Annotated in this window: 17 protein-coding genes; 5 read left to right on the top strand and 12 right to left on the bottom strand. The window is 60.6% G+C overall.

The window, feature by feature from the left end; genetic code table 11:
* The first annotated feature begins 198 nt into the window (after positions 1-198).
* Both mprF and CQ041_RS17905 read left to right on the top strand, forming a co-directional pair.
* Positions 199-2841: a bifunctional lysylphosphatidylglycerol flippase/synthetase MprF gene (mprF, locus tag CQ041_RS17900; protein WP_105523836.1), complete on the top strand. Its 2643-nt coding sequence runs from the start codon at positions 199-201 to the stop codon at positions 2839-2841.
* On the top strand, positions 2841-4127 hold the full coding sequence (locus CQ041_RS17905; protein WP_105523837.1) for a virulence factor family protein: 1287 nt from the start codon (positions 2841-2843) through the stop codon (positions 4125-4127). Before mprF ends, CQ041_RS17905 begins: the two co-directional genes overlap by 1 nt.
* Positions 4128-4265: 138 nt before the next feature.
* On the opposite strand, the gene recJ is transcribed toward CQ041_RS17905, so the two are convergent.
* Positions 4266-5975 (bottom strand): single-stranded-DNA-specific exonuclease RecJ, encoded by a 1710-nt coding sequence (gene recJ, locus CQ041_RS17910; protein ID WP_105523838.1) that lies wholly within the window; start codon positions 5973-5975, stop codon positions 4266-4268.
* A 149-nt stretch (positions 5976-6124) separates the two neighbouring features.
* On the bottom strand, positions 6125-6667 hold the full coding sequence (locus CQ041_RS17915) for a YaeQ family protein (RefSeq protein ID WP_003238901.1): 543 nt from the start codon (positions 6665-6667) through the stop codon (positions 6125-6127).
* 138 nt (positions 6668-6805) lie between these two features.
* Between CQ041_RS17915 and CQ041_RS17920 the strand changes: the two genes are divergently transcribed.
* Positions 6806-8005 carry a CaiB/BaiF CoA-transferase family protein gene (locus CQ041_RS17920; RefSeq protein WP_105523839.1) on the top strand — a complete coding sequence of 400 codons (1200 nt, stop codon included), beginning with the start codon at positions 6806-6808 and terminating at the stop codon, positions 8003-8005.
* Positions 8005-8889 (top strand): TIGR02285 family protein, encoded by an 885-nt coding sequence (locus CQ041_RS17925; protein WP_105523840.1) that lies wholly within the window; start codon positions 8005-8007, stop codon positions 8887-8889. Before CQ041_RS17920 ends, CQ041_RS17925 begins: the two co-directional genes overlap by 1 nt.
* Positions 8890-9059: 170 nt before the next feature.
* Here CQ041_RS17925 and CQ041_RS17930 read toward each other — a convergent pair whose 3' ends face one another.
* Positions 9060-9344, bottom strand: a complete 285-nt coding sequence (locus CQ041_RS17930; protein ID WP_105523841.1) for a DUF3509 domain-containing protein — start codon at positions 9342-9344, stop codon at positions 9060-9062.
* A gap of 314 nt (positions 9345-9658) precedes the next feature.
* On the opposite strand from CQ041_RS17930, the gene CQ041_RS17935 reads away from it, so the two are divergent.
* Complete coding sequence (locus CQ041_RS17935) at positions 9659-9859, top strand: hypothetical protein (protein WP_105523842.1); 201 nt, start codon at positions 9659-9661, stop codon at positions 9857-9859.
* An 86-nt stretch (positions 9860-9945) separates the two neighbouring features.
* On the opposite strand, the gene thrC is transcribed toward CQ041_RS17935, so the two are convergent.
* From thrC to rpsP, 9 genes are all read right to left on the bottom strand, one after another.
* Positions 9946-11355, bottom strand: coding sequence for a threonine synthase (gene thrC, locus CQ041_RS17940; protein WP_105523843.1), 1410 nt, complete (start codon positions 11353-11355; stop codon positions 9946-9948).
* Positions 11356-11422: 67 nt separating this feature from the next.
* Positions 11423-12727 (bottom strand): homoserine dehydrogenase, encoded by a 1305-nt coding sequence (locus CQ041_RS17945; RefSeq protein WP_010207988.1) that lies wholly within the window; start codon positions 12725-12727, stop codon positions 11423-11425.
* 129 nt (positions 12728-12856) lie between these two features.
* A complete protein-coding gene (locus CQ041_RS17950) occupies positions 12857-13588 on the bottom strand; it encodes a thioredoxin fold domain-containing protein (protein ID WP_105523844.1) in 732 nt (243 codons plus the stop codon).
* Positions 13589-13729: 141 nt separating this feature from the next.
* A complete protein-coding gene (xerD, locus tag CQ041_RS17955) occupies positions 13730-14626 on the bottom strand; it encodes a site-specific tyrosine recombinase XerD (protein WP_105523845.1) in 897 nt (298 codons plus the stop codon).
* Positions 14627-14741: 115 nt separating this feature from the next.
* Positions 14742-15155 (bottom strand): acyl-CoA thioesterase, encoded by a 414-nt coding sequence (locus CQ041_RS17960; RefSeq protein WP_017736774.1) that lies wholly within the window; start codon positions 15153-15155, stop codon positions 14742-14744.
* Positions 15156-15237: 82 nt separating this feature from the next.
* On the bottom strand, positions 15238-15588 hold the full coding sequence (rplS, locus tag CQ041_RS17965; protein ID WP_003175895.1) for a 50S ribosomal protein L19: 351 nt from the start codon (positions 15586-15588) through the stop codon (positions 15238-15240).
* Between the two features lie 45 nt (positions 15589-15633).
* On the bottom strand, positions 15634-16407 hold the full coding sequence (trmD, locus tag CQ041_RS17970) for a tRNA (guanosine(37)-N1)-methyltransferase TrmD (RefSeq protein ID WP_177429398.1): 774 nt from the start codon (positions 16405-16407) through the stop codon (positions 15634-15636).
* Entirely contained in the window at positions 16389-16925 is a 537-nt protein-coding gene (gene rimM / locus CQ041_RS17975) for a ribosome maturation factor RimM (protein ID WP_056858695.1), read from the bottom strand. Before rimM ends, trmD begins: the two co-directional genes overlap by 19 nt.
* A 5-nt stretch (positions 16926-16930) precedes the next feature.
* Positions 16931-17182 (bottom strand): 30S ribosomal protein S16, encoded by a 252-nt coding sequence (gene rpsP / locus CQ041_RS17980; RefSeq protein WP_003238923.1) that lies wholly within the window; start codon positions 17180-17182, stop codon positions 16931-16933.
* Positions 17183-17199: the final 17 nt, after the last annotated feature.

The following is a 17199-nucleotide window of genomic DNA, read 5'->3' on the forward strand; positions in this document are numbered from 1 at the left end:
TTCATGAAACCGTACACGGTTTGTAGAGTCCATCTCGTTGCAAGCTATGCTCAATGCTCAAGCGCTGCCCTCTACGACCAATGGCCGCTGTCGCCGCTCCCGGTGATCCGCGTTAATATTTCAAATTATTTTGTCCATAGGGATTGGTAACTTGGCTGGATACCTCCATCCTGTCGCGCACAATCCACGAGGTGATTGATGCGCGCCAACTCGTCTGAAACACAAGACACCGTCACAGCAGAACAACCGATCACTCCCACCCGTTTGCGTTGGCTGGATCTGTTGAGCAAATACCGCCAACCCATCGGGCTGGCCGTTACCCTGCTGCTATTTGCAATCGCCCTGATCGCCTGCCGGCACTTGTTGCTGGAACTGGATCTCTACGCCCTCCACGACTCGATCCTGGAAGTGCCCAAGCCGTCGTTGCTTGGTGCATTTGCTGCGGCCGTCGCCGGCTTCGTCATTCTGCTGGGCTATGAATTTTCCGGGGCGCGCTACGCGGGCGTGAAATTGCCAGCCAAGACCCTGGCCCACGGCGGTTTCACCGCGTTTGCGATTGGCAATGCGATTGGCCTGTCGATGCTGTCCGGCGGTTCGGTGCGTTATCGCCTTTACGCGCGTCACGGCATCGGTGCGTCGGAAGTCGCGCGCATGACCGTATTCGCCAGCCTGGCGCTAGGTTGCGCCCTGCCCCCGCTGGCAGCGCTGGCGACCTTGAGCAACCTGCCCGCCGCGTCCACTGCGCTGAACCTGTCCGAAGGCCTGCTCGGCGGTGTTGCCGGAGCCGTGCTACTGCTGTCGGTTGCGCTGTGCATCGGCATCTACCGCCGCCGCTTGCCGGATCAGCCGTTTGCCGACAACCTGCTGGTCAAGGTCGGCCGCCGCACCCTGCGCCTGCCCGGCGCCCGCCTGACCTTCCTGCAACTGATCATCACCGCCCTGGACGTGGCCGCCGCCGCCACCGTCCTTTATATGCTGTTGCCGGAAGCACCGCCCTTCGGCCCCTTCCTGCTGGTGTACCTGCTGGCCCTGGCGGCCGGCGTCCTCAGCCACGTGCCCGGCGGCGTCGGTGTGTTCGAAGCGATCCTGCTGGCCGCCTTCGCCGACAAGCTCGGTGCCGCGCCATTGGCCGCTGCGCTGCTGCTGTATCGCATGATCTACGTGGTGCTGCCGCTGCTGATTGCCTGCATCTTCCTGCTGGTCAACGAGGCACAGCGCCTGTTCCAGACCCAGCAAAGCTTGCGGGTGGCCTCGGGTCTCGCCGCACCAGTGCTGGCCGTACTGGTTTTTTTGTCCGGCGTGGTCCTGCTGTTTTCCGGCGCCACGCCGGAGATCGATTCACGCCTGGAAAACATCGGCTTCCTGATTCCCCACCGCCTGATTGACGCTTCGCACTTCGGTGCCAGCCTGATCGGCGTGCTGTGCCTGTTGCTGGCCCAGGGCCTGCGTCGACGCTTGTCGGCGGCCTGGATGCTGACCATGGTGTTGTTGCTGACCGGTGCCCTGCTCTCGCTGCTCAAGGGTTTCGACTGGGAAGAAGCCAGCCTGATGACCATGACGGCGATCCTCCTGGCTATCTTCCGGCGCTCGTTCTATCGCGCCAGCCGCCTCACCGAACTGCCCTTCTCGCCGCTGTACCTGGTGGCAAGTGTCTGCGTGCTAGGCGCCTCGATCTGGCTGCTGTTGTTCGCCTATCAAGACGTGCCCTACAGCCACCAACTCTGGTGGCAGTTCACTCTCGACGCCAATGCGCCGCGCGGCCTGCGCTCGTTGCTGGGTGCCGCGGTGTTGCTGGTGATCGTCTCGCTGACCTGGCTGCTGCGCACCGCTCGCCCGGTGATCCACTTGCCCACCCCGGATGAGCTGGAGCGCGCGAGCAAGATCCTGATGGCGTCGTCCCAGCCCGACGGCGGCCTCGCGCTCACCGGTGACAAGGCGCTGCTGTTTCATCCCAATGATGAAGCTTTCCTCATGTACGCCCGTCGCGGGCGTAGCCTGGTAGCCTTGTACGACCCGATTGGCCCGACCCAGCCGCGCGCCGAGATGATCTGGCAATTCCGTGACCTGTGCGACATCCACCACGCCCGCCCGGTGTTCTACCAGGTGCGCGCAGAGAACCTGCCGTACTACATGGACATCGGCCTCACCGCGATCAAGCTGGGCGAAGAGGCGCGGGTCGACCTGAAACGCTTCGATCTGGAAGCCAAGGGCAAGGAGATGAAGGACCTGCGCTACACCTGGAACCGCGGTACCCGGGACGGCCTGTCCCTGGAGATCTGCGATGCAGGCACGGCGCCGATGGATGAACTCAAGGTCATTTCCGACGCTTGGCTGACGGGTAAGAACGTGCGGGAAAAGGGTTTTTCCCTGGGACGTTTCAGCGATGACTACCTCAAGCACTTCCGGATCGCGATCATTCGCTTCGAAGGGCGCCCGGTGGCCTTCGCCAACCTGCTCGAGACCTATAACCACGACCTGGCCAGTCTCGACCTGATGCGCGCCCACCCCGACGCGCCGAAGCTGACCATGGAATTCATGATGGTCGGGTTGATTCAACACTTCAAGAGCCACGGCTACGCCCGCTTCAGCCTCGGCATGGTGCCGTTGTCGGGCCTGCAACCGCGACGGGGTGCACCCCTGACCCAACGCCTGGGCTCGATGGTGTTCCGGCGCGGCGAGCAACTGTATAACTTCCAAGGTTTGCGCCGCTTCAAAGACAAGTTCCAGCCTGACTGGGAACCCCGTTACATGGCCGTGCCCGCAGGACTTGATCCGCTGGTGGCACTGGCCGATACCGCCGCCCTGATCGCGGGCGGCTTGACTGGATTGGTGAAACGCTGATGATTCGACGTTCCTGGCGGTATGTATTGGCCTTTGTAGTGCTGCTCGCCCTGGCTCTGGGTGGCGGCTATTGGTACTGGAACCGCCCTGCCCCGGCGCCGACCCTGGAGCAATTGCCCCAGGCCGACGGCTCGGTGATGACCCGCGTGACCCCGAACGGTACGCCCAAGGCCCGCGTGGCCGTGGCCGTGATGGCCGATGAAACCCTGACTGACAGCCAACTGATCGCATTGAGCCAAGGCGGCAAGGCGCAAATCGTTCAAGTGGTGCTGCCCAAGAACGACTGCAAGCTGCAGGAGCAAGCGCTGCAAAGTGCCCTGACCCAGCTCAAGGGCCCGGCGACGCTGGTCAGCGGCATCGGCCCGGGTGCCGCCCTTGCCTGGCGCTGGCTGGCCACCCAGAACGACGACAAGGCCAACGCCATCTCCGTCGGTTTCGCCCTGGCCCAGGAAGGCTGCAATGATCCCCTGCCGAAGACGGCCGCTCACGGCAGTTGGCTGGTGGCCTGGAACGACAACCCTGACGATGAAAGCGCCAGCTTCGTACGCGACACACCGCGCGCCACCACCAGCATCAGCGATTACGATATCCACTATCCGCAAGTGCTGAACAACGAGCTGCGCAAGCAACTGGTGGGCTCGGACAACGGCGGCCTGGCAATTCCCGTGGTTGAAGTGCCGGCGGGTCAAGCGAAAGACACCGTGACCCTGTTCCTTTCCGGCGACGGCGGCTGGCGTGACCTGGACCGCGACGTGGCCGGCGAGATGGCCAAGATCGGCTACCCGGTGGTGGGCATCGATACCCTGCGCTACTACTGGCAGCACAAGACCCCGGAACAAAGCGCCAAGGACCTCACTGAGCTGATGCAGCACTACCGGCAGAAATGGGGCACCAAGCGTTTCGTGCTGACCGGTTATTCGTTCGGCGCCGACGTCCTCCCTGCCATCTACAACCGCCTGCCGGAAAACGAACAGCAGCGCGTGGATGCAATCATCCTGCTGGCCTTCGCCCGCACCGGCAGCTTTGAAATCGAAGTGGAAGGCTGGTTGGGCAACGCCGGTAAAGAAGCCGCCACCGGCCCGGAAATGGCCAAGCTGCCAGCCGATAAAGTGGTGTGCATCTATGGTGCCGAAGAAGTCGACGAAAGTGGCTGCACCGACAAGACCGCAGTGGGTGAGGCAATGAAGTTGCCAGGTGGGCATCACTTCGACGAAAACTACCCGGCGCTGGCCAAGCGCTTGGTGGATATCATCGTGAAGCATCAGGCCAGGGACAAAGCCGAGTAACTCCAGGTATTGCATGGCTTAAAATGTGGGAGGGGGCTTGCCCCCGATGGCGGTGGGTCAGCTACGGATAAGCTGACTGAAGCACCGCTATCGGGGGCAAGCCCCCTCCCACATTTATATTTGCAGTGTTGTTTAGATTCAGCGCGGTTCGATGTGGGCAATCATCAGTTGCACCGTCTCATTCCCACGAAACTCGTTCACATCCAGTTTGTAGGCCAGCTCCACCCACTTCACCGTCGGGTTCGGCCAGACTTCCCGGTCCACGCCAAAGGCGATGCCATCAAGCTTCACCGACCCGCATTCAGTCTTGAGCACCACCTTCAGGTGCCGCTCCCCTACCACGCGCTGCTCCACCAATTGGAACACACCGTGAAACACCGGTTCGGGAAAGTGCTGACCCCACGGGCCGGCATGCCGCAACGCGCGGGCCAGCTCCAGGTGAAACTCTTCCACCGCCAGGGTGCCATCGGACAGCAGGCGCCCGGTCAGGTCTTCTTCGCGCAATTGCCGACGTACTTCCGCGTCAAACGCTTCGGCAAACAGTGGGAAGTTTTCCTCAGGCAGTGTCAGCCCCGCAGCCATGGCGTGGCCGCCGTATTTGGCGATCAGGTTGGGATGCTGGCTCGCCACCACCGCCAGCGCATCACGGATGTGAAACCCTTGCACGGAGCGCCCTGAGCCCTTGAGCAATCCATCGCCGGCGTCAGCGAAGGCGATGGTCGGGCGGAAGTAACGCTCTTTCATGCGCGACGCCAGGATGCCGATCACGCCCTGGTGCCATTCCGGGTCGAACAGGCACAACCCATAGGGCATGGACTCCACCGGCAGGTCCTTGAGCTGGGCCAGGGCCTCGCGCTGCATGCCCTGTTCGATGGATTTGCGGTCCTGGTTCATGCCATCCAGTTGCGCGGCCATTTCACGCGCGGCGGCGAAATCGGTGGTGAGCAGGCACTCGATGCCCAGGCTCATGTCATCCAGACGCCCGGCGGCATTCAAGCGTGGCCCGACAATGAACCCAAGGTCCGTGGAGGTGATACGCGCCGCATCACGCTTGGCCACGTCGAGGATCGCCTTGATTCCCGGCCGCGCGCGACCGGCGCGAATGCGTTCCAGCCCTTGGTGCACAAGGATGCGGTTGTTGGCGTCCAGGGGCACCACGTCGGCGACGCTGCCCAAGGCCACCAGGTCGAGCAATTCGCCGATGTTCGGTTGCGGCGTGTTCGCATACCAGCCCAAGTCACGCAGGCGCGCACGCAGGGCCATCAACACGTAGAAGATCACCCCCACGCCGGCCAATGCCTTGCTGGGAAACTCACAGCCCGGCTGGTTCGGGTTGACGATGGCGTCCGCCGCCGGCAGTTCATCACCCGGCAAGTGGTGGTCGGTGACCAGCACTCGCAGCCCCGCCGCTTTCGCCGCCGCCACGCCTTCGACGCTGGAGATGCCGTTGTCCACGGTGATCAACAACTGCGGCTCGCGCTGCAGCGCCACGGCGACGATTTCCGGCGTGAGGCCGTAGCCATATTCGAAACGGTTGGGCACCAGGTAATCCACATGGGCGGCGCCGAGCAACCGCAGGCCCAGGGTGCCCACGGTGCTCGCCGTGGCGCCATCGGCATCGAAGTCACCGACGATGAGGATGCGCTGACGTTGCTCCAGGGCCGTCACCAGCAGGTCCACAGCCGCGTCGATGCCCTTGAGCTGCTGGTAGGGAATCAGTTGTTTGAGGCTTTTATCCAGCTCGACTTCCGACTGTACTCCGCGTGCGGCGTAGAGACGGGTCAACAACGGCGGCAACTCACCGAGAAACGGCAGGACAGCGGGCAACGGGCGAGGATCGATACGCATGGACTGGTGGTGACTTCTCTTTGATGACTGTAGGAGCGAGCTTGCTCGCGAAGGTAGTTAACGATAACGGGGTTGCCAGGTTGAACGCGTTGCCCTCAGGTTCTTCGCGAGCAAGCTCGCTCCTACAAGGGGCCGTCATCCGCCGGGGGTCAACCGCGTTCGCCGACCAGCCATTGCAGTTGCACTTCATGCTGGCCACGGTCGTCGGTGACGAAGATCGTGCCTTCACTGATCATCACATCCCACTTGATAACACGGGGCATGTCCTTGGCCAGTACCTCGAGAATCTCTTGGGGCACGGCCGCGATGTGTACGTTTTTAAGGTTATTCGCCACCGGGACCACCTTGCCTTCCCACACGCGCAGGCTGCCGTAAGCCAGCAGGCTGGTGCGTTCAGTGCGGCGCGAGCACCAGGTCAGGCGGTCGGCATCGGGTTGGCCGACTTCGATCCAGTGCAGCACCCGATCATCCAGGCTTTTTTCCCACAGGGCTGGTTCGTCTACATCTGAAAGGCCACGCCCGAACGCCAGTTGCTCGTTGTACCAGAGGGCGTAGGCCAGCAAACGCACGGTCATGCGCTCTTCGGTTTCCGACGGGTGACGGGCAATGGTTTGCTTGACGCTCTCGTACACCGAGCGATCAAGGTCGGTGAGGTTGAGTTCGAATTTGTAGGTCGTGGACGGCTGGGCCATGAACGGACTTCTAGAGACAGGGAAAGGCAGCCAGTCTAACCGATGGCGAGCCCATTCAACGAATCATGATCCTTATCCCTGACCACCTGCCTATGTTAAAAGGCTTAATGCTACCGCCCCGCGCAGACAAGGATCCTCATGTCGTTCAACGCAAAACCCCTCGCTGGCCTGAAAGTCATCGAACTCGGCACCCTGATCGCCGGCCCGTTCGCCTCGCGCATCTGCGCTGAGTTCGGCGCCGACGTGATCAAGGTGGAATCTCCCGACGGCGGTGATCCGCTGCGCAAATGGCGCAAATTGTACGAAGGCACTTCGCTGTGGTGGTTCGTGCAGGCACGCAACAAACAGTCGCTGACCCTGAACCTCAAGCACCCGGACGGCCTGGCGATCCTCAAGCAGTTGCTGGCGGACGCCGACATCCTGATCGAAAACTTCCGCCCCGGCGTGCTGGAAAAGCTCGGGCTCAGTTGGGAAACCCTGCACGCGCTGAATCCCAAGCTGGTGATGGTGCGCCTGTCAGGCTTTGGCCAGACCGGCCCGATGAAAGACCAACCGGGGTTTGGTGCGGTGGGCGAATCCATGGGCGGCCTGCGCTACATCACCGGTTTCGAGGACCGCCCGCCGGTGCGCACCGGCATTTCCATCGGCGACTCCATCGCCGCCTTGTGGGCGGTGATCGGCGCGCTGATGGCGCTGCGACACCGTGAGGTCAACGGCGGGCAGGGCCAGGTCGTGGACGTGGCGCTGTACGAGGCCATTTTCGCCATGATGGAAAGCATGATCCCGGAGTTCGACGTGTTCGGCTTTATCCGCGAACGCACCGGCAACATCATGCCGGGCATCACGCCGTCCTCGATCCACACCAGCCTCGATGGCAAACATGTGCAGATTGGCGCCAACGGCGATGCGATCTTCAAGCGTTTCATGGCCGCCATCGGCCGTGAGGACCTGGCCAACGATCCAGTGCTGGCAAGCAACGATGGGCGCGACAGTCGGCGGGACGAGTTGTACGGCGTGATTGATCGCTGGGTCAATTCGCTGCTTTTGGATCAGGTGATCGAGACCCTGAACAAGGCCGAGGTGCCCGCCAGCCGAATCTACAGCGCCGAAGACATGCTTGGCGATCCGCAGTTTCTGGCGCGGGAAATGTTCCTCAAGGCCCAGCTTCCCGACGGTAAGGATTTCAAGATGCCTGGCATCGTGCCCAAGCTCTCGGACACGCCCGGCAGTTGCGAGTGGGTGGGCCCGCAATTGGGCGAACACAACCAGCTGGTACTGGGCGGGCTGGGCTATGACGCCGCAGCCATCGTCCGTCTACGTGAGGCTGGCGCAATCTGATGGCCCGACCGCGTAGACGCTGGTTCATGCCCCTGTGCCTGGCCGTTGCGACGCTCGGCGGCTGGCCGCTGTCAGCCAATGCCGAGGACACGCTGATCTGGCTGCTACGCGACTTGCCGCCGCTGACAATTTTTGAAGGGCCACGCAAGGGTCAAGGCGCGCTGGACCAATTGCTGCCGATGCTGATCGAGCGCCTGCCGGAGTACCGGCACCAGGTGCTGCACGTCAACCGGGCGCGTGGCATGCAGATGCTGCGCGAACCCACGTTCACCTGTGATCCGTCGCTGCTGTGGACGCCGGAGCGGGCCCGATACATCGTGTTTTCCAACCAGGCGTTCAGGGTTGTCAGCAATGGCGTCACCGTCCGGCGCAATCAGCAGGCGAGCATGGCGCCGTTTATCGTCGACGGCCAGTTCGACTTGCAAGCCTTTCTGGACGCTCACAATGCGCGGATTGGCGCCATCGCCGAACGCAGCTATGGGCCAGTCATCGATGAACGACTGAAGCAGGCCGACCCACACAAGCTGGCGTTCCACCATGGCAACGACGCCCTCGGCAGCCTGTTGCAGATGCAGCGCCTGGGACGGCTGGAAGCAGTGCTGGGGTACTGGCCGGAAATTTATTACCACGCGATGCAACAGAACATCGCGTCGCAAGACTTGAGCTTCTATCCCATCAAAGGCTCGGCGCCCTACCAAGGCACCCACATCGGCTGTTCGAATACCGCGCAGGGACAACAGGCCATCGAACGGATCAATCAGGTATTGCGCGAAATTCCCCAAGAGCAGGTACAGCAGTCCTACGCTTCATGGCTGGCCCCGGCCATGCGCGAGCGTTACCTGCAGGACAACCCGAGCTTTTTCCAGGACGCGCCGGCTCCCTGACAAATCCCGGGCAAAAAGAAACCCCGGAGTGTGGGGAGACACTTCGGGGTTAAACGTGGCCTACAAAGACCAGTACAACAAGGCACAAACACCGGAGCACAATGTTTGCCCTTGCTGTTAAAAAATCTGACCGGACATGCCGCAGGAAGTTTCGCCAAATACACAATTCTTCACGCGGCAGCTGGGCTACGGCCCTGTGCGGCATTGCGCAAGGCCGCAATAACCGAGGGTTCAAGGCGGCCTTCGGCGATTTTGATATCACGCAGCAGGCAATCCACCACGTCCACCAACACACGTTTATCCATCAACTGCGCACGGTCGACTTCACGCTCGACCACGATAGCGCCGGCCGGGTTCTTCACCGTCACCAGGCACTCGTCCTGCACACCAGAGGTGGTCAGCGTAACCTGATAAGGGCTCAGTGCTTCTTCGAGCAATAGGCTGATACTTTCCATCTCGATCACCACTCAATAGTTCGGGAACAATCGGTTCAACGGGAGCTGCATCTATCCTAAGTGACTGTTTGTGACGTAGGAAAGTTCGCTTTATCGTCTTTATGCCGCCGTCAGGGGGTGACGGATTCCAGCATGCGCTTGCAACATGACAAGCAGAAAACGGCCGCACATAACTGTTTACGCAATAGGTGGTGGTTTCAGGGGTTGCCGACGGCTGAGGTTGGAGGTGGATCCTATACTGGCTGAGCGCTGGTCACGCTGCCAGGCAGTAAAAGCGCATGTTTAAAAGGCCCTTATTGCGAAGGAGGAAGACGATGCTGGAACACGACAAAGAACAGGCTGCGCTGGAAAAAATCCATGCCGACATTTCACGCATTTATGCGGAGCAGCGCAAACTCAATGCCGAAGCTCACAAGATAACCCGTGAAAACTTCTGGTATCCCTTGGGGGTCGTGATGGCCATGTTTACGGTCTTCAGCAGTGTGATTGCCCTCGCAATGAAAATACTCGCGTAACCGATGGCATCGACCGGGCCTGCCACAACAAAAAACGCCGCTGCCCCAAGGAAGGGAAAGCGGCGTTTTTGCCTGCGCGGTTTGCCTTACAACGGCTTGCCCCGATTGCCATGCTGGCTCACGAACGCCTGCACAGCCTTCAAGTCATTGGCCAATACGGTGCAACGCTCTTCGCGCTCGAACAGGTCGGTCAGGTGCACCGGCAATTCCAGTGCCTTGCCAACGCCAGCCTTCTCCACCGCTTCCGGGAATTTCACCGGGTGGGCAGTACCGAGGATCACCATCGGGATATCCAGGCTGCGACGGCACTCGCGGGCGGCCTTCACACCGATGGCGGTGTGCGGGTCGAGCAGCTCGCCAGTCTGGGCGTAGACCTCGGCGATGGTTTCGCAGGTCTGGGCGTCGTCCACGGCCAGGGAATCGAACAGCTTGCGGGTTTCGGTCCAGCGCTCTTCATCCACGCTGAAACCGCCACCGCTTTTGAAGGTGTCCATCAGACCGGCAATCGCCGCACCGTTGCGACCGTGCATGTCGAACAGCAGGCGTTCGAAGTTTGACGAGACCATGATGTCCATGGACGGCGACAGCGTGGCGTGCAGGGTTTCCTTGACGTACTGGTTGCCGCTCATGAAGCGGTGCAGGATGTCGTTGCGGTTGGTGGCGACGATCAACTGGTTGATCGGCAGGCCCATGTTGCGCGCCAGGTAGCCGGCGAAAATATCGCCGAAGTTGCCGGTCGGCACCGAGAACGACACCGAGCGCGCCGGGCCACCCAGCTGTAGCGAAGCGTGGAAGTAGTAGACGATCTGGGCCATGATCCGCGCCCAGTTGATCGAGTTCACCGCCACCAGTCGCGTGCCCTTCAGGAAGCTCTGGTCGGCGAAGCTGTTCTTGACCATTTCCTGGCAGTCATCGAAGTTGCCTTCGATGGCGATGTTGTGGATGTTCTCGCCAAAGATGGTGGTCATCTGGCGACGCTGTACTTCCGACACGCGCTTGTGCGGGTGCAGGATGAAGATGTCGACGTTTTCGCAGTGCTTGCAGCCTTCGATGGCGGCCGAGCCGGTGTCACCGGAAGTCGCGCCGATGATCACCACGCGCTCACCGCGCTTTTGCAGTACGTAGTCGAGCAGACGACCCAGCAGTTGCAGGGCGAAATCCTTGAACGCCAGGGTCGGGCCGTGGAACAGCTCGAGCACCCATTCGTTGCCGTTCAGCTGGCGCAATGGTGCGATGGCGTTGTGGGAAAACACGCCGTAGGTCTCTTCCAGAATCTTCTTGAAGTCCGCATCCGGAATGCTGCCGGTGACGAACGGGCGCATCACCCGGAACGCCAGCTCGTGATACGGCAGGCCGGCCCAGGAAGCGATCTCTTCCTGGGTGAAACGTGGCAGGTTTTCCGGCACGTACAGGCCGCCGTCGGTGGCAAGGCCTGCCAGCAGGACGTCTTCGAAATTCAGGGCCGGTGCCTGGCCGCGGGTGCTGATGTAACGCATGACTGGCTCCTCTAAAACATTCTCGAACAGAGGCCGCCGTACGCACGGGGCCTCTGGAACAAATCGGTTAGTTCAAGTGCTCGACGCGAATGCGCACCACCGGGCCGACCACGCCTTGCAGGGCTTCCAGGGCGGCGATGGCATCGTTGATGTGCTGCTCGAGCACGCGGTGGGTCAGCAGGATCATCGGCACCTGGCCGTTTTGCTCCTCGACTTCCTTCTGCATGATCGACTCGATGTTGATACCGCGTTCGGACAGGATGCTGGCGACCTGGGCCAGCACGCCCGGGTGGTCCTGGGCCTGGATGCGCAGGTAGTAGGCACTTTCGCAGGCTTCGATCGGCAGGATCGGGTGGGCCGACAGCGAGTCCGGCTGGAAGGCCAGGTGCGGCACGCGGTTTTCCGGGTCGCTGGTCATGGCGCGAACCACGTCAACCAGGTCGGCGATCACCGACGATGCGGTCGGCTCCATGCCGGCGCCGGCGCCGTAGAACAGCGTCGAACCGGCAGCATCACCATTGACCATCACGGCGTTCATCACGCCATTGACGTTGGCGATCAGGCGATCAGCCGGGATCAGCGTCGGGTGTACACGCAGCTCGATACCGGCCGGAGTGCTACGCGCCACGCCCAGGTGCTTGATGCGGTAACCCAGGGCTTCGGCGTAGTTGACGTCGGCAGTGGTCAGCTTGGTGATGCCTTCGGTGTAGGCCTTGTCGAACTGCAGCGGAATGCCGAAGGCGATGGACGCCAGGATGGTCAGCTTGTGCGCCGCATCAATGCCTTCCACGTCGAAGGTCGGGTCGGCTTCGGCGTAGCCCAGGGCCTGGGCTTCGGCCAGTACGTCTTCGAAGGTACGGCCCTTCTCGCGCATTTCGGTGAGGATGAAGTTGCCAGTGCCGTTGATGATGCCGGCCACCCAGTTGATGCGGTTGGCAGACAGGCCTTCACGGATCGCCTTGATCACCGGAATACCACCGGCCACGGCGGCTTCGAATGCCACGATCACGCCCTTCTCACGGGCCTTGGCGAAGATCTCGTTGCCGTGCACGGCGATCAGCGCCTTGTTGGCGGTGACCACGTGCTTGCCGTTCTCGATGGCTTTGAGCACCAGCTCGCGGGCCACGGTATAGCCGCCTACGAGCTCGATGACGATATCGATTTCAGGGTTGGTGGCGACGGCGAACACATCGTTGGTAATCGCAATACCGGTCGTTTCGAACTGAGGCTTTGGCGAACGCGTGGCAATTTGCGCCACTTCAATCCCGCGACCTGCACGGCGGGAAATTTCTTCAGCATTACGCTGAAGTACGTTGAAGGTGCCGCCACCGACGGTCCCTAACCCACAGATGCCTACTTTGACCGGTTTCACTGAAGAACTCCCCATGAAACGGCCGACGCGAGGTCGGCCGTGGAAAACAGCCGCACAACTGCGGCTTGCAATTAACGACCCGCCGACATGTCAGCGAGCCTTGATCGTCGACGTTTCGACGATACTGATTTATTTGGCACTGAGCGCCAGTTTCGCAACTTGTGGTGCCGGCTGGTAGCCCGGAATCACCTGGCCGTCAGCCAAAACGATGGCCGGTGTACCGTTCACACCGATGGACTGGCCCAGGGCGAACTGTTTGGAAACCGGGTTGGCACATTTGGCCGACTTGATTTCCTTGCCGTCGACCATCTTGTCCATGGCCGCTTTTTTATCGGCCGAGCACCACACGGCTTGCAACTGCTCATCACCCGGCGAGCCGAGGCCCTGGCGCGGGAACGCCACATAGCGCACTTCGACGCCGAGCTTGTTCAGCGCAGGCACTTCGGCATGCAGCTTGTGGCAGTACGGGCAGGTGGTGTCGGTGAACACGGTGATGTGGGTCTTGGTCTCGCCGATGGCCGGGTAAACCACGGTGTCTGCTACCGGAATGCCATTGATCAGCCTGGACACGCCCAGGCGCTCGGCTTTCTCGGTGAGGTTGACCGGCTTGCCGTCCTTGAGCTGGAACAAGTAGCCCTGGACGATGTACTGGCCGTCGGCGCTGGCGTACAGCACACGGCTGCCCTTGAGCTTGACTTCGTACAGGCCGGCCATCGGGCTGGCGCTGATGCTTTCGATCGGGGTGTCGAGCTGCAGGTTGGCCAGGCTCTTGCGAATGGTCTGCTCGGCTGCGTCATCGGCGAAGGCAAAGGTGGAAACCAACGCAATGGCTGCGGCGGCGAGAATCTGGGTCAAGCGCATGGGAACTCCTGAAGGCAGATGCAGGGACGGGAAGGAACGCCGCGTGGAAACTCGGGCCGGGACCGTCCCCTTTGCTAACCGGCAAAGCCTACCACAGTTGGGCCGCGGGGCAGCCCGTGGGGCGGGACAAATTGGCGGTTTTCAACCACGTGGGTGATGCTTGGCGTGCATATCCTGCAAGCGTGCGCGCGCGACGTGGGTGTAGATCTGGGTTGTGGATAAGTCGCTGTGGCCAAGCAGCATTTGCACCACGCGCAAATCTGCGCCGTGGTTGAGCAAATGGGTGGCAAAAGCATGTCGTAATGTATGAGGCGACAGGCTCTTGGCGATTCCCGCGACCTTGGCCTGGTGCTTGATGCGGTGCCAGAAAGTCTGGCGGGTCATCTGCTCGCCACGCTGGCTGGGAAACAGCACATCGCTGGGACGCCCGCCGAGCAATTCGCTACGCCCATCACGCATATAGCGCTCGACCCACACAATCGCCTCTTCGCCCATCGGCACCAGCCGCTCCTTGCTGCCCTTGCCCATTACCCGCAGCACACCCTGGCGCAGGTTGACTTGCTCCAGGGTCAGGCTGATCAGCTCGGTCACCCGCAGGCCACAGGCGTAGAGCACTTCGAGCATGGCGCGGTCACGCTGGCCGATGGCCTCGCTCAGGTCAGGGGCGGCGAGCAAGGCGTCGACGTCGGCTTCGGACAGGGATTTAGGCAATGGCCTGCCGAGCTGCGGCATGTCGACTTGCAGGGTCGGGTCGAGAGTGATGAGCTTTTCCCGCAGCAGATAGCGATAAAACCCACGCACACCCGAGAGAAATCGCGCAGTGGAACGAGGCTTGTAGTTCTGCTCCAGGCGCCAGGCCAGATGGTCGAGGATCAATTCGCGACCGGCATTGATCAGCTCGAGGTTGTTTTCCTGCAACCAGCCATTGAACAGGGCCAGGTCGCTGCGGTAAGCCTGGCGGGTATTGTCCGACAGGCCTTTTTCCAGCCAGAGGGCGTCAAGGAAACGGTCTATCAGGGGATGGTCGATGGCGGGCATAGAGGCTCAGGCGGATTTCGGTAATGTCTGTTAGATCCTATCGCAGGCAAGCCAGCTCCCACAGGGGGAATGCATTCCAGATGTGGGAGCCGGCTTGCCTGCGATAGCCACGACGTCAGTCAACAAACCCCGGCAACACCGGCACTGGCCGCTTGTCGGCATCAATGGCCACAAAGCTGAACACACCCTGGATCGCCCTTTCGCGGCCATCGGCACTCATGCTCTCGACGAACACTTCCACTTCAACCTTGAGGCTGGTGTTACCCACCTTGATCACCCGGCCAATCAGCTCAACGATAGAGCCCGCGGGTATCGCGTGATTGAAGTCGATACGGTCGGTGGACACCGTCACCAGCGGCAACCGGCAAAACCGCGTGGCGGTGATGAACGACACCTCATCCATCCACGCCAAGGCAGTGCCGCCGAACAGGGTATTGTGGTGGTTAGTGGTCGGCGGGAACACCGCCTTGGTCACGTGGGTCACCGACAGGTCAGTGCGGCGCTGGATTTCTTCTAAGCGGGTGGTCATGGATAAACACCGGAAAGTGGACAAATTTCAGGCACAAAAAAGCAGCCCGTAGGCTGCTTTTTTCTGCATCGGGAAGCTGGACTTAAGCCAGTTTTTCCTTGATGCGAGCTGCTTTACCGGACAGGTCACGCAGGTAGTACAGCTTGGCTTTACGTACGTCACCGCGACGCTTGACGGCCATGCTGTCGATTTGCGGGCTGTAGGTCTGGAAAGTACGCTCTACGCCAACACCGTTGGAGATTTTACGAACAGTGAAAGCACTGTTCACACCACGGTTACGCTTGGCGATTACCACGCCTTCGAACGCTTGCAGACGCGAACGGTCGCCTTCCTTCACTTTCACCTGAACGACAATGGTGTCGCCCGGGGCAAAGGTAGGGATCTCTTTGGTCATCTGCTCTGCTTCGAGTGCAAGGATGATTTTGTTAGTCATGCTGTGCTCCTAAGGTAAGTCAATGGACCTACCATCGATACGTTGTTAACTATCGTCCCGCGCGAGGATGTATTCCTCGAGCAGCTTCTTCTCTTCTCCAGAAAGCGAGCGGCTTTCCAGAAGATCGGCGCGTCGTTCATAGGTCCGACCAAGGGACTGCTGTAAACGCCAACGCCGGATGTGTGCGTGATTGCCACTTAGCAATACGTCGGGAACACGCTGATCCGCATACACCTCCGGTCGGGTGTAGTGCGGGCAATCCAGCAAACCATCCGTGAAGGAATCTTCCTCCGCGGAGTCCGCATGCCCTAAAGCTCCAGGCAGCAGTCGTGTAACCGCATCTATCAGGACCATCGCCGGCAGCTCGCCGCCAGACAGGACATAGTCCCCAATCGACCACTCTTCATCGACATGAGCTTCAATAAAACGCTCGTCAATGCCTTCATAGCGACCGGCAATCAGGATCAATGCTTCCTCATTCGCCATGTCGCGAACCGCAGCCTGTTTCAGCTGACGGCCTTGAGGGGACAGGTAAATTACCTTCGCCTTCTCCCCGGCTGCTGCCTTGGCCTGAACCAATGCATCTTCCAGGGGCTTGATCTTCATCACCATGCCAGGGCCACCGCCAAATGGGCGATCGTCCACAGTGTGATGTCGATCCGTCGTGTAGTCTCGCGGGTTCCAACAGGTGAGCTGCAACAGCCCCTGTTTCACCGCCCGACTGGTGATGCCGTACTCGCTGATGGCGGAGAACATCTCGGGAAACAAACTGATCACTTCAATGCGCAAATTAGCCACGCTTAGAAGTCCGCATCCCATTCCACCTTCATCTCGCCCGCTGCCAGGTCGACGGCCAACACGCATTGCCCGGTATAGGGCAGCAAGCGTTCGCGATCATCCAGGCTGCCAGCGCAAGGCTTGACCACCATTACATCATTGGCGCCGGTTTCCAGAAGATGATCGATTTTCCCGAGCAGTTGCCCGAGTTGATCAATAACCTTCAGACCTTCCAGCTGGTACCAGTAGTACTCGCCGTCGGTCAATTCAGGGAACAGGTTGCGCGGCACGCAGATCTCATAACCGGCCAGAAGACGAGCTTCTTCACGATCATCAAGACCCTTGAGCTTTGCGACCAGGAACTTATCGCTCCCGCGTCCACTGACCAGCTCGACCTGTTTCACACTCCCTTCGCGCTTGAGCGTCCAGGTTTTGTACTGCAACAGGTTTTCAGTCGGATCAGTAAAGGAATACACCTTCACTTCGCCGCGAACGCCATGAACAGAGTAAATCTTGCCGATAACGATCAAATCATCAGCAACAGCTGGCGTCGCGTTCATATTGCTCAGGCTGCGGCCTTAGCCGAGTCTTTCAACAGCTTGGCAACGCGCTCGGATGGCTGTGCGCCAACGCTCAGCCAGTAGGCTACGCGCTCTTGGTTCACGGACAGACGAACTTCTTGACCACGAGCGATCGGGTTGAAGAAGCCAACTTGTTCCTTGTGAGAGCCGTCACGTGGGTTGCGGCTGTCAGTTACGGTCAAGTGGTAAAACGGGCGCTTTTTGGAGCCGCCAAGGGCAAGACGGATTGTTAGCATGTGAACATCGTTCCTGT

Source organism: Pseudomonas sp. MYb60, from assembly GCF_002979555.1.
In the GTDB taxonomy this organism is placed as follows: domain Bacteria; phylum Pseudomonadota; class Gammaproteobacteria; order Pseudomonadales; family Pseudomonadaceae; genus Aquipseudomonas.

Bases quoted from the DNA above. Each gene is read 5' to 3' on its own strand.
- mprF (WP_105523836.1), top strand. From the start codon at position 199: ATGCGCGCCAACTCGTCTGAAACACAAGACACCGTCACAGCAGAACAA.
- CQ041_RS17905 (WP_105523837.1), top strand. From the start codon at position 2,841: ATGATTCGACGTTCCTGGCGGTATGTATTGGCCTTTGTAGTGCTGCTC.
- recJ (WP_105523838.1), bottom strand. From the start codon at position 5,975: ATGCGTATCGATCCTCGCCCGTTGCCCGCTGTCCTGCCGTTTCTCGGT.
- CQ041_RS17915 (WP_003238901.1), bottom strand. From the start codon at position 6,667: ATGGCCCAGCCGTCCACGACCTACAAATTCGAACTCAACCTCACCGAC.
- CQ041_RS17920 (WP_105523839.1), top strand. From the start codon at position 6,806: ATGTCGTTCAACGCAAAACCCCTCGCTGGCCTGAAAGTCATCGAACTC.
- CQ041_RS17925 (WP_105523840.1), top strand. From the start codon at position 8,005: ATGGCCCGACCGCGTAGACGCTGGTTCATGCCCCTGTGCCTGGCCGTT.
- CQ041_RS17930 (WP_105523841.1), bottom strand. From the start codon at position 9,344: ATGGAAAGTATCAGCCTATTGCTCGAAGAAGCACTGAGCCCTTATCAG.
- CQ041_RS17935 (WP_105523842.1), top strand. From the start codon at position 9,659: ATGCTGGAACACGACAAAGAACAGGCTGCGCTGGAAAAAATCCATGCC.
- thrC (WP_105523843.1), bottom strand. From the start codon at position 11,355: ATGCGTTACATCAGCACCCGCGGCCAGGCACCGGCCCTGAATTTCGAA.
- CQ041_RS17950 (WP_105523844.1), bottom strand. From the start codon at position 13,588: ATGCGCTTGACCCAGATTCTCGCCGCCGCAGCCATTGCGTTGGTTTCC.
- xerD (WP_105523845.1), bottom strand. From the start codon at position 14,626: ATGCCCGCCATCGACCATCCCCTGATAGACCGTTTCCTTGACGCCCTC.
- CQ041_RS17960 (WP_017736774.1), bottom strand. From the start codon at position 15,155: ATGACCACCCGCTTAGAAGAAATCCAGCGCCGCACTGACCTGTCGGTG.
- rplS (WP_003175895.1), bottom strand. From the start codon at position 15,588: ATGACTAACAAAATCATCCTTGCACTCGAAGCAGAGCAGATGACCAAA.
- trmD (WP_177429398.1), bottom strand. From the start codon at position 16,407: ATGGGATGCGGACTTCTAAGCGTGGCTAATTTGCGCATTGAAGTGATC.
- rimM (WP_056858695.1), bottom strand. From the start codon at position 16,925: ATGAACGCGACGCCAGCTGTTGCTGATGATTTGATCGTTATCGGCAAG.
- rpsP (WP_003238923.1), bottom strand. From the start codon at position 17,182: ATGCTAACAATCCGTCTTGCCCTTGGCGGCTCCAAAAAGCGCCCGTTT.